Annotated in this window: 16 protein-coding genes and 1 riboswitch; of the genes, 10 read left to right on the forward strand and 6 right to left on the reverse strand. The window is 73.7% G+C overall.

Annotation, left to right across the window (positions count from 1 at the left end):
* Position 1: 1 nt before the first annotated feature.
* The 4 genes from H181DRAFT_RS12035 to H181DRAFT_RS12050 all read right to left on the reverse strand — a co-directional run bounded on the left by H181DRAFT_RS12035 (position 2) and on the right by H181DRAFT_RS12050 (position 4,797).
* Complete coding sequence (locus tag H181DRAFT_RS12035; protein ID WP_045864320.1) at positions 2 to 1,633, reverse strand: cobyric acid synthase; 1,632 nt, start codon at positions 1,631 to 1,633, stop codon at positions 2 to 4.
* A complete protein-coding gene (locus H181DRAFT_RS12040) occupies positions 1,630 to 2,652 on the reverse strand; it encodes a cobalamin biosynthesis protein (RefSeq protein ID WP_045864321.1) in 1,023 nt (340 codons plus the stop codon). Before H181DRAFT_RS12040 ends, H181DRAFT_RS12035 begins: the two co-directional genes overlap by 4 nt.
* Before the next feature lie 169 nt (positions 2,653 to 2,821).
* Positions 2,822 to 3,016: riboswitch (cobalamin riboswitch) on the reverse strand.
* A 137-nt stretch (positions 3,017 to 3,153) separates the two neighbouring features.
* On the reverse strand, positions 3,154 to 3,372 hold the full coding sequence (locus tag H181DRAFT_RS12045; protein WP_045864322.1) for a hypothetical protein: 219 nt from the start codon (positions 3,370 to 3,372) through the stop codon (positions 3,154 to 3,156).
* 120 nt (positions 3,373 to 3,492) lie between these two features.
* Positions 3,493 to 4,797: an inorganic phosphate transporter gene (locus H181DRAFT_RS12050; protein WP_045864323.1), complete on the reverse strand. Its 1,305-nt coding sequence runs from the start codon at positions 4,795 to 4,797 to the stop codon at positions 3,493 to 3,495.
* A 236-nt stretch (positions 4,798 to 5,033) separates the two neighbouring features.
* Between H181DRAFT_RS12050 and H181DRAFT_RS12055 the strand changes: the two genes are divergently transcribed.
* The 3 genes from H181DRAFT_RS12055 (at position 5,034) to H181DRAFT_RS12065 (ending at position 8,795) form a co-directional block, all read left to right on the forward strand.
* Positions 5,034 to 5,675, forward strand: coding sequence for a class II aldolase/adducin family protein (locus H181DRAFT_RS12055; RefSeq protein ID WP_045864324.1), 642 nt, complete (start codon positions 5,034 to 5,036; stop codon positions 5,673 to 5,675).
* 189 nt (positions 5,676 to 5,864) lie between these two features.
* A complete protein-coding gene (locus H181DRAFT_RS12060; protein WP_045864325.1) occupies positions 5,865 to 7,055 on the forward strand; it encodes an alpha/beta hydrolase in 1,191 nt (396 codons plus the stop codon).
* A gap of 207 nt (positions 7,056 to 7,262) precedes the next feature.
* Positions 7,263 to 8,795 carry a hypothetical protein gene (locus tag H181DRAFT_RS12065; protein WP_254666798.1) on the forward strand — a complete coding sequence of 511 codons (1,533 nt, stop codon included), beginning with the start codon at positions 7,263 to 7,265 and terminating at the stop codon, positions 8,793 to 8,795.
* 31 nt (positions 8,796 to 8,826) lie between these two features.
* Here H181DRAFT_RS12065 and H181DRAFT_RS12070 read toward each other — a convergent pair whose 3' ends face one another.
* A complete protein-coding gene (locus H181DRAFT_RS12070) occupies positions 8,827 to 9,228 on the reverse strand; it encodes a VOC family protein (protein WP_045864326.1) in 402 nt (133 codons plus the stop codon).
* Between the two features lie 206 nt (positions 9,229 to 9,434).
* On the opposite strand from H181DRAFT_RS12070, the gene H181DRAFT_RS12075 reads away from it, so the two are divergent.
* The 3 genes from H181DRAFT_RS12075 (at position 9,435) to H181DRAFT_RS12085 (ending at position 12,470) form a co-directional block, all read left to right on the forward strand.
* A complete protein-coding gene (locus tag H181DRAFT_RS12075; RefSeq protein WP_045864327.1) occupies positions 9,435 to 11,033 on the forward strand; it encodes an ABC-F family ATP-binding cassette domain-containing protein in 1,599 nt (532 codons plus the stop codon).
* A gap of 360 nt (positions 11,034 to 11,393) precedes the next feature.
* Entirely contained in the window at positions 11,394 to 11,615 is a 222-nt protein-coding gene (locus H181DRAFT_RS12080) for a helix-turn-helix domain-containing protein (protein ID WP_045864328.1), read from the forward strand.
* Positions 11,616 to 11,690: 75 nt separating this feature from the next.
* Entirely contained in the window at positions 11,691 to 12,470 is a 780-nt protein-coding gene (locus H181DRAFT_RS12085; protein ID WP_045864329.1) for an enoyl-CoA hydratase/isomerase family protein, read from the forward strand.
* Between the two features lie 106 nt (positions 12,471 to 12,576).
* On the opposite strand, the gene H181DRAFT_RS12090 is transcribed toward H181DRAFT_RS12085, so the two are convergent.
* The gene (locus H181DRAFT_RS12090; protein ID WP_045864330.1) at positions 12,577 to 13,440 is read right to left on the reverse strand and encodes a hypothetical protein; all 864 of its coding nucleotides are present in this window, start codon (positions 13,438 to 13,440) and stop codon (positions 12,577 to 12,579) included.
* A gap of 183 nt (positions 13,441 to 13,623) precedes the next feature.
* Here H181DRAFT_RS12090 and H181DRAFT_RS12095 point away from each other — a divergent pair, with 183 nt between their 5' ends.
* From H181DRAFT_RS12095 to H181DRAFT_RS12110, 4 genes are all read left to right on the forward strand, one after another.
* Positions 13,624 to 14,121, forward strand: coding sequence for an Asp23/Gls24 family envelope stress response protein (locus tag H181DRAFT_RS12095; RefSeq protein WP_045864331.1), 498 nt, complete (start codon positions 13,624 to 13,626; stop codon positions 14,119 to 14,121).
* A gap of 66 nt (positions 14,122 to 14,187) precedes the next feature.
* On the forward strand, positions 14,188 to 14,376 hold the full coding sequence (locus tag H181DRAFT_RS12100; protein ID WP_045864332.1) for a hypothetical protein: 189 nt from the start codon (positions 14,188 to 14,190) through the stop codon (positions 14,374 to 14,376).
* A 12-nt stretch (positions 14,377 to 14,388) separates the two neighbouring features.
* Positions 14,389 to 14,757, forward strand: coding sequence for an Asp23/Gls24 family envelope stress response protein (locus tag H181DRAFT_RS12105; protein WP_045864333.1), 369 nt, complete (start codon positions 14,389 to 14,391; stop codon positions 14,755 to 14,757).
* A 20-nt stretch (positions 14,758 to 14,777) separates the two neighbouring features.
* The gene (locus H181DRAFT_RS12110) at positions 14,778 to 15,437 is read left to right on the forward strand and encodes a DUF6286 domain-containing protein (protein WP_045864447.1); all 660 of its coding nucleotides are present in this window, start codon (positions 14,778 to 14,780) and stop codon (positions 15,435 to 15,437) included.
* The last annotated feature ends 1 nt before the right edge of the window (position 15,438 follow it).

Genomic DNA, 15,438 nt, shown 5'->3' on the forward strand with positions numbered 1-15,438 from the left:
CTCATGAGTGCGCTCCCGCGTCTCGGCCGTCTCGGACATCATGGAAATCTCCCGGCGCCCCGGGCGCGACGAACGGCAGACCCGCGGGCGGGCCGGACTCGATCAGCCGCAGCAGCCCGTCGGTGTCGGCGTGTTCCTCGACGAGGTCGCCCAGGCGGTCCAACTGCTCCTCGCGCAGCGCCTCGAAGCTCGTGCCGGGTGCGGGGACGAACCCCGTACGGCCCGCGTCGCGGGTGACTCTCCGCAGGAACGCCCGACGGAACCCGTCGCTCTCCAGCGAACCGTGCCAGTGCGTCCCCCACACCGGGCCGGCCCGGCACCCGTCGAGCGGCTCGCCTCCGCTGCCTGTGAACACGGCCTCGCCGCCCAGGACTTCGGCGACGCCGTGGTGGATCTCGTAGCCCTCCGCGAACTCGCCGAGCGCCCGACCGGCCGGCCGGGCAAGGGTCTTGGCGGCGGCGAAGCGCACGCGGACGGGCAGCAGCCCGAGCCCGTCGACGGTTCCCGCCCGCGACTCGACCTCGTCCTCGATGCGCTCGCCCAGCATCTGGAAGCCGCCGCAGACGCCCAGCACCGGACGCCGCTCCGCCGCCCTGCGCAGCAGCGCGTCCGCCAGCCCGCGCGAGCGCAGCCACTCCAGTGCACGCACCGTCCCGCGGGTCCCGGGGAGCACCACCAGGTCCGCGTCGGCGAGCTCCTCCGGGCGGTCCGTGAAGCGGACGACCACGCCCGGTTCGGCGGCCAGCGCGTCGACGTCCGTGAAGTTCGACATCAGCGGAAGTGGTACGACCGCGACGCGCAGCAGGTCCGTTCCGTACGGCCCCTCCGCGGCCGACTCCCGTACGGCGCCTCGCAGGGAGACGCGCAGCCCGTCCTCCTCGTCGATGCCCAGACCGTGCCGCCAGGGCAGGACCCCCAGCACGGACCGTCCCGTCAGTCCGCGCAGCATCTCCAACCCGGGCTCCAGCAGCGACACATCGCCGCGGAACTTGTTCACCACGTAGCCCGCGAGGAGCGCCTGGTCCTCCGCGGCGAGCAGCGCCGTCGTACCGAAGAACGAGGCGAAGACGCCGCCGCGGTCGATGTCGCCGACCACGACGACAGGCAGACCCGCGCTGCGCGCCAGCCCCATGTTGACGATGTCGGTGCGTCTGAGGTTGATCTCCGCCGGGCTTCCCGCGCCTTCGCAGATGACGGCGTCGTGCGTGCGCCGCAGCTCCTCCAGGCAGCCGGTGACGGTTCCCAGCAGCTTCTCCTGCCGGTCCGAGTGGTAGCCGCGCGCGCTGAGTTCGCCGACCGCCTTGCCCAGCAGCACCACCTGGCTGCTGCGGTCGCCGCCCGGCTTGAGCAGCACCGGGTTCATCAGGGCCGTCGGCTCGGTGCGCGCCGCGGCGGCCTGCATGGCCTGCGCCCGCCCGATCTCCGCGCCCTCCCGCGTCACGTACGAGTTGAGCGACATGTTCTGGGCCTTGAACGGCGCGACCTTCAGCCCCTTGCGCGCCAGCCAGCGGCAGATGCCCGCCGTGACCACGCTCTTGCCCGCGTCGGACGTCGTGCCGGCGACGAGCAGTCCGCCGCCCCGTGCGGCGGCACCGGGGCCCGGTCCGCCGCGCTCTTCCTGCCCGCCCGTCACGCCGCGGTACCTCCCGTTCCCGTACGGCTTCCGCCACGCGAGCGGACCCGGGCGGCGGCGAGCCGTCCCGCCACGCCCGCCGCCGTGGTGAGCGCCAGCGAGAGGAGCCCCACGCGCCGCGAGAGGCGCACGGCGCGTGCGATGTCGCCCGGACGCACGGCCCTGCCGGGGGAGTTGAGCACCGGCCTGTGCTCCGTGCGCCCGCCGTAGCTCAGCGTCCCGCCGAGCCGGACTCCCAGCGCACCCGCGAACGCGGCTTCCACCGGGCCCGCGTTGGGGCTGGGATGCCGGTGCGCGTCGCCGCGCCACGCCCGCAGGGCGCCGCGCGGGCAGGGGCCGGCGAGCGCGGCGAGCGCCGACGTCAGACGTGCGCCGGGCCAGCCCGCCGCGTCGTCCAGCCTCGCGGCGGCCCAGCCGAACTTCCGGTGACGCGGGGAGAGATGACCCACCATCGCGTCGAGCGTGTTGACCGCCCGGAACGCCGTCATACCGGGGACGCCGGCCAGCGCTCCCCACACCAGGGCACCCACGACGGCGTCCGACGTGTTCTCCGCCACCGACTCGACGGCGGCGCGGGCGATGCCCTCCGCGTCCAGCGACTGCGGGTCGCGGCCGCACAGTTGAGGCAGCAGCACGCGCGCGCGGTCCACGTCCCCCGCTTCCAGGGCGGCCTGGACGGAACACGCCGCCGTGCACAGTCCGCTGCCGCCGAGGACGGTCCACGTCGCCGCCGCATGAGCCGGGATGCCCGCGAGCGCGTGCGCCGCGACGCCGGACGCTGCCGGACCCCTGCGGCGCAGGGCGCGGGTGAGGAGCGCGGCCGCCGCGGCCGGGCCGCCCGCGCACAGTGCGGTGTGGAGGGCTCCCGCCGCGCGGGAGTCGCGCCACAGGACGCGCTCGGCCGCGGCGGCGGCCCGTCCGAAGACGGCGACGGGATGCCCGGTGCGGGGGTCGCCCAGGAGCACGTCCCCCAGGTAGCCGAGGGCGGCGCCCCAGGCGTACGCGCGATGAACTCGCATGGCTCAGCGCGCCGTCGGGCTCCGGCGGACGGGACGGGCCCCCAGCGGAGGGCTGCCGGCACGAGGCAGGCGCGGGCGGGGGAGTCCCGCCGGGACGGCGGATGCGACTGCGGGACGGGGTGCGGCCGGGAAGCCACGCATGGCGGTGTCCTCACTCAGGGTCCTCGCCCTGGCTCGACGTACCGGCGGCGAGAGTCTCCTGGCTCCCGGATCGCAGCGTCCCCCGGCCTTCCGGCCCCTTGACGCTCGTGGGCCGTGACCTTCGCTTGGGGTTCGCTCCCCGGTGACAGTGGCGGGACCGCGCCGGATTCTCACCGGCTTCCTCTCCAGCCGCCGTTGGGCAACCGGAAGTCCACCATGTACGGGATGGGCCGTCAACTCGCCGCTGACCTGCGGCGGAAGAGTGTGAGCAGACGCACGGCGAGGGGTACGGGCTGCCCGCCCGTACCCCTCGCCCGATGCTGCCCGCCGTGCCCGGAAGTCCGGCCGGCGGGCGCTACTTCACGGTGCGGTGATGATGTAGATGCCGTACGCCACCGCCGCGGCGCACAGCGCGTAGCAGGCGTACGCGCCGGTGCGCGCGAGGGTCGCCGTGCCGCCGCCCTGCGCCTTGCCCGCGGAGCCGTTCACGATGCCGAGCGTGAAGAGCCCCACCAGGCCGACAGTGGCCACGAGGCTGACGCCGAATACCTCGCCCAGTGCTGCCCAGTCGATGTCCATAGCGTTTCCCTGTCTCAGGTCCGGCAGAGGTCCGGCTGACGCCGCTCTGCTGTGCGGTCGGGGTCGGGGTGTCTCGAGTCGGTGCTGTGGTGCGAGCGTCCCGTCCGGCGGGCCGGCTCGCTAGCCGAGCGTGGAGCCCGCCCGGGGGCGTTCCTTCTCGGCTTCGGCGGCGGACCCGGCAGCCGGCGTGCCCTGCGGCGGCAGGGACATCTCCGGCAGCGAGGCGTCGCTTCCCGCCTTCACGGTGGGCGGCGGTGCGACGGCCTGGAGCGCGGTCGTGACGACGCCCGCGGCGTCCTCCTCCGCGGTCTCGCCCGGGACCGCCGTGTCGTTGACGTTGGTGTGGTCGACGGGCTGGCGCCGCGAGAGCAGCCAGATGCCGCCGCTGACGACCACCGCGAGCACGGCGACCGTGGTGACGCCCCAGGTGCCCTGCCCCGCGAGAAGGGCCGCACCCGCGGCGACGAGCCCCGCGGCCGGGAGCGTCAGGCCCCAGCCCATGACCATGCGGGCCGCCGTCGACCAGCGCACGACGCCGCCCTTGCGGCCGACCCCCGAGCCCATGATGGCGCCCGAGCAGACGTGCGTGGTGGAGAGCGAGAAGCCGATGTGCGAGGAGGCCAGGATCGTCACGGCGGCGCTGGTCTGCGCGGCGAAGCCCTGAGGCGGCTTGATGTCGGTCAGGCCGCTGCCCATGGTGCGGATGATCCGCCATCCGCCCAGGTACGTGCCCAGTGCGATGGCCACACCGGCGGAGACGATGACCCAGGTCGGGGGGTCGGCCTGCGGCGCCAGCGCGCCGCCGGTGATCAGCGCCAGGGTGATGACGCCCATCGTCTTCTGCGCGTCGTTGGTGCCGTGCGCGAGGGAGACCAGCGCGGCCGAGGTGATCTGCCCGGCCCGGTAGCCCTTCGCGGTCTGCTGCTCGTCGGCGTTCCGTGCCGCCCGGTAGGTCAGACGCGTCGCGAACAGCGCGGCGAGCCCGGCGACGAGCGGGGCGGCGAGGGCGGGGATGAGCACCTTCATCACCACGGTGCCGCCGTTGACGGCGCCGATCCCCACGGACGCGACGGTGGCGCCGAGGAGGCCGCCCATCAGCGCGTGGGAAGAGCTTGAGGGAAGCCCCGCGAGCCATGTCAGGAGGTTCCAGATGATCGCGCCGACCAGGCCGGCGAAGATCACTTCAGGCTGGATACCGGAGCCTTCGTCGATGATTCCCGAAGAGATGGTCTTGGCGACCTCGACGGAAAGGAACGCGCCGATCAGGTTGAGGGCCGCCGACATCGCCACCGCGGTCTTGGGCTTCAGCGCCCCGGTGGAGATGGTGGTGGCCATGGCGTTGGCCGTGTCGTGGAAGCCGTTCGTAAAGTCGAACACCAAGGCCGTGACGATCACGATCCCGATGAGAAGCGTGATGTGTTCCATTCACCCAGGCACAATCAGTCGAAGGTTAATGACTCGTTGAACGTAGGGACGGTGGGTGAACGGAAGATGAACTACGGCGGGCAGCGGGGTGTCGCTCCCCGCCGTACGTTGTGAGCGGTGCCACAACCGGTCCCGCCACCACCGTCCGTCCCGCGTGCCACGCTTCCCCGGGCCCGTCGCCGGGGCCCTCTCCGACCGCCCCGAGCGGGGCTCCGCACCCTCCCGGAGGTCCTCAAGTGCTCAGCGCCTGGAACGAGTTGGTGACCGTCGCCCGCCGTACGGCTGCGGAGGGCCTCGTGGTGGGCACCTCGGGGAACGTGTCCGTACGCGTGGGGGAGAACGTCCTCGTCACGCCGAGCGGCGTCCCCTACGACCGGCTCGGTCCCGGCGACCTGTGCGCAGTGGACCTCGACGGGCGGCGCACCGCCGGCAGTCTGGAGCCCACCAGCGAACTCCCCATGCACCTGGCCGTGTACAGGCGCACCGGGGCACGGGCCGTCGTCCACACCCACGCCGTACACGCGACCGCGGTCTCCACGCTCGTCACCGAACTCCCCGCCGTGCACTACATGACGGCCGCGCTGGGCGGCCCCGTACGCGTCGCCCCGTACGCCACCTACGGGAGCGACGAGCTGGCCGCCCGCATGCTCGAGGCTCTCGACGGGCGCAGCGCCTGCCTGCTGCAGAACCACGGCACCATCGCCTACGGAGCCGACCTCGACCAGGCGTACGACAGGACGGCGCAGCTCGAGTGGATGTGCCGCCTGTGGCTGACGGCCTCCTCCGTGCCGGGACGTACCCCGTCGCTGCTGCCGGACGAGGAACTCCGGCGCGTGGCCGAGAAGTTCAGCGGGTACGGCCAGACGCCGGCCGGGTGAAGGCGACGGCCGCCGGGCGTGCTTCCGGGCTCCGCGGCCCCCTCTCCGCCCCTCCCCGCCGTTGGACCCGCCCGGCTCCGTTCCGCCCGGAAATCCGCCGCCGCAGGGTTCCCGGACGCCTTCCGTCGCGGTCACCCGGGCGACGCCGCCCGCTGGCCGTAGGCGCCCCGGAGACGCGACACTGGCTGGATGCGCATGCGTACGGCGGCGGTGGCCGCCACCTCCGCGCTCGGCGCCGCCGCGGCCGCCGTGGCCGCGGGCCGGTACGCGGCCGGGGCCGCTCTCCGGCCGGCGCGCTCCGCACCGGCCGCGGGACGGGGGCACCTGCCCGCGGGCTTCGGCGGGCCCTCCCTCACGGTGCACGAGGTGGGCACCGGCCACATCGCGCTGACCCGCTCCCTGACGACCCTGCTCCCGGGCACGTACGGCCTGGTCGGGCGCGGCTGCCACGCCGTCGTCGGCCCCGTGCTGAGCGGCGGGCAGCAGGCCGGCGCCGCCGCCGACACCGTCGTACGCCGCCTGGAGCGGATCACCTACGGCGAGCTGGCTCCCCGCACCAAGGTCTGGCTGACGCCCCAGGTGTGCACGGGAGGTCCCGGTGACGCGCTCGGCGTGGACCGCACGGAGATCGAGATTCCGGGCGAACTCGGGCCGCTGCCCGCGTGGTTCGTGCCCGGGCCTCGCGACGTCTGGGTCATCGCGCTGCACGGCCTCGGAGCCGGACCGGAGCAGCCGCTGCCGCTGCTCCCCTTCTACGCCGCCCTGGGGCTCCCCGTCCTCGGCCTCTCCTACCGGGGCGACGCCGGCGCGCCCGCCCCGCCGGGCGGCGTCCGCCATCTCGGCGGCACCGAGTGGCGCGACGTGGAGGCCGCCGTGCGGTACGCCGTCGGGGAGGGCGCCGCGCAGGTCGTGCTGCACGGCTGGTCCAGCGGGGCGTCCATGGCGCTGCGGGCCGCGGACGAGCTGCGGTCCCGGGCCGGGCCGGGGGACGGCGGCGCCGCGGGACGCGTCAGCGGTCTCGTTCTAGACTCGCCGGTGCTCGACTGGTGGACCACCCTGCGGGCGCTCGCCGCGGAGCGCCACGTACCGCGCCCGCTCCTGCCGCTGGCCGTACGGGCCGCTCAGGGGCACGCCCGCGCCGCCGAACCGGACCCACCCGCTCCGGTGGTCCGTCCGGACCGCCTCGCCGTGCCGGCCCTGATCGTCCACGGCCCGGACGACACGATCGCCCCCTGGGAAGCGTCGACGGCCTTCGCTGCCGCCCGTGAGCAACTCGTCAGCCTGTACACGGTTCCGCACGCCCCGCACGCCGCGATGTGGAACGCGGACCCCGACGAGTACGAGGAGAGGCTGCGGCGCTTCCTGACGCCGCTCCTGTGAAGGCCGCTTCCCCGGAACGGGGGCAGCCTCCGCGGAACGGCTGCGGCAGCCGGTCGGCCGGTGCCGCCGGGGGCAGCCGTGGAAAACCATTGAATTGTCGCCAACCGCCGCTCGGACCAGGGCAGTTGGGCCCGGCAACGGGAAGCGGAACAGAGAATTCCGGGACCCCGTTTGGGATTTGCGCCACAGACCATGAAGACTGCCCCTGTGACGCCGTCCCGTACCCCGCGAGACAACCCGCTCCGCCTCGTCCCCACGCGGCCGATCGCCGCTGCCCGGCGCACGGTGACCGCCCGGCGTACGCGCCCCGCGCCGCCGCCGCCCGAGGGACTGCCTTCCCGCGAGGAGCTCGCCCGACAGGCGAGAGCCGCGCTGGCCGACGCCGTGACGCTGGCCCGGTGGGCCGAGCGGCACGAGGCACACCCCGGAAGCGGACCGGACACCGAACGAGCCGCCACGGCGCTCCGGATGCCCCCGTCGCACGTCCGGACCCAGTGGGACCGCGCGCGCCTCGCCGGCCTCGTCGAGCTCCACGACGGGACGGCCCGCCCGGGCTGGCGACTGCGCGCCTGGGAGCGGGACGACAGCGCCGTACTGCGCGGCTGGGTCGCCCTCTTCGACGCGTGGTCCCTGGCCTATCCGGCGCCCACCCCCGCCGACCCCGGCCTCGTCGCCGAAGTGGTCGAGGCGGCCCCGCAGTTGCTGTCCGTCATGCATCTGACAGCCGGGCCGCTCACCTTCCCCGATCTGCACGACCTGCTCGCCAAGCGCGTGGCCGAGCTGCGCGCCGAGCGCGACGCCGCACCCGAGGCGGCGGGTGAGGCGGCGGCCGACGGGGAGCCCGACGGGACGGACACCGCGCCGGAGCGCCGGGACGCACCGGCCGACGGCCCGGCGGCGATCGCCGCCACCGAGGTCTCGCTCCCCGGCCTGCTCGACTGGGCACTCGACGGCTTCGCGGCCGTCGGCGCCCTCACCCGGTGCTCCGACGTCGAGGCGCCCGCCGGGCCGCGTGCCACGGCACCCGAGGGGAGCCCGGAACCGGGGGACCCCCCGGGAGAGCCGGCCGTACGCCAGGGCTCCGCCGTGCTCACCCCGCTGGGCAACTGGGCGGTGTGGACCAAGCTCGAACAGATCTGCGTGGCCGCCCAGAGCCCCGCCGGCAACATCGAGCAGCCCGCCCAGGACATGCTGCGCGGGTGTGCGCGCCTCAGCCCCGGTCCCGCGCGCGACGAGTACCGCGCCTGGCTGGCCGCCCGCTCCACCGGAACCGCCATCACCGAACTGCTGGGCGCCGCCCGGGGGGAGGACGCCCTCATCCGCGGGCTGGCCTTCGAGGCGCTCCGCGTCGTCGGCGCCCCCGCGGAACCCGAGGTGCGCACGGCCGCCGCGGAACCGACGCTGCGCCCGTACGCGCTGCTCTGGCTCGCCGAGCACGAGGGTGCCGACCCGGAGGACCTGGCGGGCGGCGCCCCCGGCGTCCTCACCCGCGAGGAGGCCACCTGGCTCTGGGTGGACACCGCGGCGGCCGTCACCGACCACGGCGAGGAGCGCCTGCTCGTCGACCACCTGGAGACCGCCGTGCAGGGGACCGTTCCCAAGCTGCTGGAGGAGGTGCGGGCCATCGGCCATCCCCGCACCGTGCAGGTGCTCGTCGCGCTCGCCGCCGCGCACCCCGACCCGGCGCTCGCCAAGGCGGTGCGCCGTGCCGCGTTCCAGGTCCACACCGGGGGCCTCTGACCGCGCCGCCTCCGCCGGGACCGGGTGCGGCCTACGGGCCGAGAGGCGGCACGTAGGTGCCGAAGCTCCAGACGTTGCCCTCCAGGTCCCTGGCCATGTAGTCGCGCGAGCCGTAGTCCTGGTCGGTCGGCTCCATGAGGATCTCCACGCCGGCCTCGCGGGCCCTGGCGCAGTGCGCGTCGACGTCGTCGACCACCACGTACAGCCCTGCGGGGCCCGCCTGGCCCATCGCCTCGGCGAACACGCCCTCCTTGTTCTTCGAGCCGAGCATCACCGCGCCGTTGCCGTAGGTCAGTTCGGCGTGCAGAACGGTGCCGTCCTCCCCCTCGTACAGCGCGGAGCGCCTGAAGCCGAACGCCTTCTCCAACTGCGCGATGGCCGCCTTCGCGTCCCTGTACACGAGCGTCGGGTACAGGGTCGGTGCGTCACTCATGACGATGCCTCCTCGACGGGGCCCGCGCCGCCGCGGACCTTCCTCACCTGCTCCGCAGTCTCGCAGCGGGCACTGACAATCGCCGGAGACAAATCCGTTGCGCGGCGCCGTTAGACTGACGGCATGGCTACTTCCCGCACGCATTAGCGCCGTACGTCCGCCTCAGTGTCCGTACGTACGCCCGTAAACCATGCCTGGAGTAGTCCGTGATCACCGCCACCGGCCTGGAGCTGCGCGCCGGCGCCCGCATCCTGATCGAATCCGCCACGTTCCGCGTCGCCAAGGGCGACCGCATCGGCCTCGTCGGCCGCAACGGGGCCGGGAAGACCACGCTCACCAAGTGCCTCGCCGGTGAGGCGAACCCTGCCGGGGGCACCATCACCAGCAGCGGAGAGGTCGGCTACCTCCCGCAGGACCCGCGCACCGGCGATCTCGACGTCAGCGCCAGGGACCGCATCCTCTCCGCCCGCGGACTGGACACCGTCATCCGCAAGATGCGCGAGAACGAGGAGCGCATCGCGCACGGCCAGGGCGCCACCCGCGAGCGCGCGCTGAAGAAGTACGAGCGCCTGGAGACCGAGTTCCTCACCAAGGGCGGGTACGCCGCGGAGGCGGAGGCCGCGACGATCGCGGCCAGCCTGGGCCTTCCCGACCGCGTGATGACCCAGCCGCTGCACACCCTCTCCGGCGGTCAGCGGCGCCGCATCGAGCTGGCCCGCATCCTCTTCTCGGACGCCGACACCCTGCTCCTCGACGAGCCCACCAACCATCTCGACGCCGACTCCGTCGTCTGGCTGCGCGACTTCCTCAAGACGTACCGCGGCGGCCTGATCGTGATCTCCCACGACCTGGCCCTGATCGAGACCGTCGTGAACAAGGTCTTCTACCTGGACGCCAACCGTGCGGCGATCGACGTCTACAACATGGGCTGGAAGCAGTACGTCGTCCAGCGCGAGGACGACGAGAAGCGCCGCAAGCGCGAGCGCGCCAACGCGGAGAAGAAGGCGGCGGCGCTCAACTCGCAGGCCGACAAGATGCGCGCCAAGGCCACGAAGGCGGTAGCGGCCAAGAACATGGCCCGGCGCGCCGAGAAGCTGCTCTCCGGGCTCGAGGCGGAACGCGTCTCCGACAAGGTCGCGAAGCTGCGCTTCCCCGACCCCGCGCCCTGCGGCAGGACACCGCTGATGGCGGAGGACCTCTCGAAGTCCTACGGCTCGCTGGAGATCTTCACGGGCGTCGACCTGGCCGTGGACAAGGGATCCCGCGTCGTGATCCTGGGCCTCAACGGTGCCGGCAAGACGACGCTCCTGCGGCTGCTCTCGGGCATCGAGGAGCCCGACACGGGCAAGGTCGTCCCTGGCCACGGGCTCAAGCTGGGCTACTACGCCCAGGAGCACGAGACGCTCGACCCCGGGCGCACCGTGCTGGAGAACATGCGCTCGGCCGCCCCCGACATGGACCTCGTCGACATCCGCAAGACGCTGGGCTCCTTCCTCTTCTCGGGTGACGACGTGGACAAGCCGGCCTCGGTGCTGTCGGGCGGGGAGAAGACCCGGCTGGCCCTGGCGACCCTGGTGGTCTCCTCCGCCAACGTCCTGCTGCTGGACGAGCCGACCAACAACCTCGATCCCGCCAGCCGCGAGGAGATCCTGGGCGCCCTGCACACCTTCACGGGGGCCGTCGTCCTCGTCACCCACGACGAGGGTGCGGTGCAGGCGCTGGAACCGGAGCGGATCATCATGCTGCCGGACGGCGTCGAGGACCTGTGGAGCGAGGACTACGCGGATCTCGTCGCCCTCGCCTGACCCTCTGCGGCGGCCGCGCCCCTTGATCAACCCCTTCTGGATCATTCGGCCGACACTTGATCCTTCATCTGAGTGAGGGCGGCTCGTACCCCGGCGTGCCCGCGCGGCGCCGCGGGACGCCTGTGGCAGACCCTGCCCCCGGTGCCGGGCAGCGCTCAACGGGCCTGCCTGACCTGTGTGTTCACCGCCGGCCGGTGTCCGGGGCAAAGGATCAAGCCACCGGAATCGCGTCCTCCGACGTCAACGGACAGTAGCCCTCCGGTGACCGCGCCCCGATGGACCTTGCCGAATGGGTGGCCAGAAGCAGGGGGAGGGGTGATCATGAGAGTCACGTAGCGCACTTCCCATGAGGAGGCACGGGTGGCCGAGACTCTGAAGAAGGGCAGCCGGGTGACCGGCACCGCGCGCGAGAAGCTCGCGGCAGACCTCAAGAAGAAGTACGACGGCGGTGCGAGCATCCGGGCGCTGGCCGAAGAAACAGGCCGTTCCTACGGATTCGTGCACCGGATGCTCAGCGAATCCGGTGTAACCCTGCGAGGTCGCGGCGGGGCCACGCGAGGCAAGAAGTCCGCCTCGGCCTGACGGGACTTCCAGGCATCCCCTTCCGGTGGTTACTCTTCAGTCACATGACTGCCGAGTAACCACCGGAGGATGTCGATGACCCTGCTGGACAAGGACGGCGTGCGCCTCGCCGTGGACGGTGCCGTGGCCACGGTCACGCTCACCAATCCCGCCAAGCGCAACGTCCAGTCCCCCGCCCTGTGGCGGGCGCTGACCGAAGCGGGCCGCATGGTGCCCGGCGACGCCCGGGTGGTGGTGCTGCGCGCCGAGGGCCGGTCCTTCTCCGCAGGCCTCGACAGGCAGGCGTTCGCTCCCGAGGGCATCGAGGGCGAGCTGAACTTCGGCGACCTCGCGCACGCCTCCGACCAGGAGATCGACGAGACGATCGCCGTCTTCCAGGAGGCGTTCACCTGGTGGCGCCGTCCGGACCTGGTCAGCGTCGCCGCCGTGCAGGGCCATGCCGTCGGAGCGGGCTTCCAGCTCGCGCTCGCCGCCGACCTGTGCGTGTGCGCCGACGACGCGCAGTTCGCGATGCGCGAGACGAGCCTCGGTCTCGTGCCCGACCTGACGGGCACGCACCCCCTGGTGCGGATCCTCGGCTACTCGCGCGCGCTGGAGGTCTGCGCCACCGGACGGTTCATCCAGGCCGAGGAGGCCGAGCGGACGGGGCTGGCGAACCTGGTCGTCCCCGCCGAGGAGCTCGACGCGGCCGTGTCCGACCTCGCCGCCGCTCTGCTCGCCGCGCCGCGCAACGCCGTCGTCGAGACGAAGGCGCTGCTCGCCGGGGCGGTCACGCGGACGTACGAGGAGCAACTGTCCGCCGAACGGGCAGCCCAGGCGCGGAGGTTGCGCGACCTGGCCGGCATCGGCGACTGATCCACGGGCGGGGGGCCGGCGCGGCGGCCGTCCGGCAGCCGTCCCGTGCCCGGCACGCACGCCCCCGCCCGGCGCGACGAGCCCCGCGCCGTCCGCGCCCGCGGGCTCACGCGGTGCGCACGCCGCCGGAGCCGATGGCCGGGTCGACCGCCGTCACGACCACGGCGACCGTCACGGGCGGTGCCGGCTCCGGGGCGTCCCATGCGGCGGCCTTGGCGGCCGCCTCCCGCACCGCCAGCGCCACGTCCAGGGCGCGGGCCTGCTCGTCCACCCCGATCTGGATCTGCAGATGGCGGCTGCGGACGCCGGACCCGTCCTCGACGTCCGTGACGCTCACGGCGTCGGTCCTGCGCCCGCCCAGCAGCGGCCCGAGGACCGGCGCCAGCCGCGTCACGCCAGGTACGGCGATGACCGTCTCGGCCGTCGCCGTCGCCCGGGGGTGGTCCGCGGGGGCGGGCGGGTGCTCGTCGGGCCCGTGCGTCACGTGCTCCTGCGTCCCCGGAGCTGACCGAGTCCCCGGAGCCGATCCGTCCGGGACGCCGTCCGGACCGCCGTCCACGGGGGCGGCGGGCCCGTCCAGCAGATCCGTCACCCGCAGGTCCGCCCACGCCACGTCGAGACCGAGCCGCTCGTCGGCAGCCGTGAGCAGGGCGGTGCGGAGGCGGTCCGCGGTCGTGTTCAGAGGGGCGTCGGCGGTGGCGGCGAAGTCCGCCTCGATGCGCAGGGTGCCGGGCGGGAGGGCCGAAGGAGGCGCCGGCACGGAGGGAGCGGCCGCCTCAGCCGGGTCCGCGGGCCTCAGCCGCACGCCCTCGAGCCGCACCTCCGGCACCGTCCGTGCGGCGGCCGTGCGCAGTACGCTCACCGCCGCGCTCTCCGTGAGCCACGCCCCGTCTCCGGCGCCGCCCAGGGGCAGCAGGTTTCCCAGGCTCAGCTGATGCCGTACGCCCTGTGTCAGCTGATCGGCGGCCATGTGCGACTCCCTGTCGTGTCTGCCGGTGTTCTGCGTCAGTGCCCCGGGTGCGCCGCTTCTCCCGTGCCCGCGGTGAGCCGGGAGGTCGGCGTACGCGGGCGGGTTGCGGTGAATCCATCTAATGTTGCACAAGAGCGGCATTTCGTATGTCGTCAGACGTTCCCTATCTGAAGGGTGAGGACGATGACGGACACCAAGCCCGGCAACCGCTTCGAAGCTCGCGGAGGCGGCTCCAACACGGCGGCCCACGACGGAAAGTCGGAGACGAGGCGGCCCAGGGGCGACAGGGGCAGCCGCGGGCGCACCACCATCGCCGACGGAGTCGTGGAGAAGATCGCCGGGATGGCGGCGCGCGACGTCGACGGCGTGCACGCGATGGGCAGCGGAATGGCCCGCACGTTCGGTGCGATGCGCGACCGCGTCCCGGGCGGCAGCAAGTCCGTGTCCCGCGGCGTGAGCGCCGAGGTCGGCGACGTGCAGAGCGCGCTGGACCTGGAGATCGTCGTCGAGTACGGCGTAGCGATCGCCGACGTGGCCGCTTCCGTGAGGGAGAACGTCATCAACGCCGTCGAGCGGATGACCGGCCTCGAGGTCGTCGAGGTGAACATCGCGGTCAGCGACGTGAAGCTGCCCGACGAGGAGGACGAGGACGAGGACTCGGGCCGTACACGCGTGCAGTAGCGCGGCAGTGGCGGTCCGGCGGACGAAGTGGCGGCACACGACGTCCACTGAGCGAAGGAGCTCACGATGAGCATGGCCGTGATCGGCTTGATCGCAGGGATGGCGCTCGGCTTCGCCGGATACTTCGGCGGCTTCGGGGCCTTCCTGCTCGTGGCCGCGCTGGGTGGCTTCGGCTTCGTGGCGGGCCGCTTCCTGGACGGCGACCTGCAGGCGGAGGACATCTTCCGCATCCGCGACGAGAGCCGGCGCCGGTGAGGGGGTGAGAGGGTGACCTCAGCCGAAGTGGCCGTCCCCGCGAGGGGAGCGACCACGATCGTCGAGCGGGTCGTGGCCAAGGTCGCGGCGCAGGCGGCCCGGGAGGCCCTGCGCACCGTACCCGCCGCCTTCAAGGTGCCCCGCGGTCCTCTCCGCCCGCCCCGCGCCTCGGCGTCGCTCAGGGACCGGACAGCTCGGGTCCGTGTCGTCGTGGAGCTGGGCTACCCTTCGGACATCGGCGCGCAGTGTGCTGCGGTGCGCCGCCAAGTCGCTTCACGTGTCAAGGAATTGGTCGGCATGGATGTGCCGGAGGTCGCCGTCGGCGTGGAGCGGCTCCACTCCGAGCAGCTGGACAGCGAGAGACCCGGGAGGGTCCGGTGAGCGACGATCGCACCCAGCAGATGCCGACCCTCGAGAAGACGCCCCCGTCCGCAGAGCAGGGGGGAGGCGGCGGAGGCCACCTGGAGCAGGCGGCGTCGGCGGCCGCGTACGACCCGGGCGGCTCCGGCGGGGCGGGCCACCGCGCCGGCCGCTTCTGGTCGCTGCGGCGCGTGCCCGCCGGGATCGTCGCGCTGCTGGCGGCGGCCCTGGCCGGGGTGCTGCTCTACGACGTCGCCGCCGTGCGGGCAGGGGAGCCCGCGATGGGCTGGCGGCGCACCCTCGCCGACGAGCTGGCCGGTACCGCCGTGAACGACGCCAAGGTCCTCGCCGCCGCCTGCGCCGTCACGCTGCTGGGGGTGTGGCTGATCACGCTGGCGGTGACGCCCGGCCGCCGAGGGCTCCTCCCGATGCGGCGCGAACACCCGCACGTACGGGCCGGACTGGAGCGCTCCGCCGCCGGCCTCGTGCTGAGGGACCGCGCGATGCAGGTGACCGGGGTCCAGTCCGTCGACGTCTCGGTCGGACGGCGGAAGGTGCGGGCGCACGCCCGCGCGCACTTCAGGGACCTCCACGAGGTACGGGGCGATCTCGACTCGGTGCTCGCGGAGGGCATCCGGCAGCTCGGCCTCGCACGGCAGCCCGGCCTGTCCGTCCACGTGCGGCGCCCGAAGAGAGGCTGAT

This window comes from Streptomyces sp. WMMB 714, assembly GCF_900090125.1.
Taxonomy (GTDB): Bacteria; Actinomycetota; Actinomycetes; order Streptomycetales; family Streptomycetaceae; genus Streptomyces; species Streptomyces daqingensis.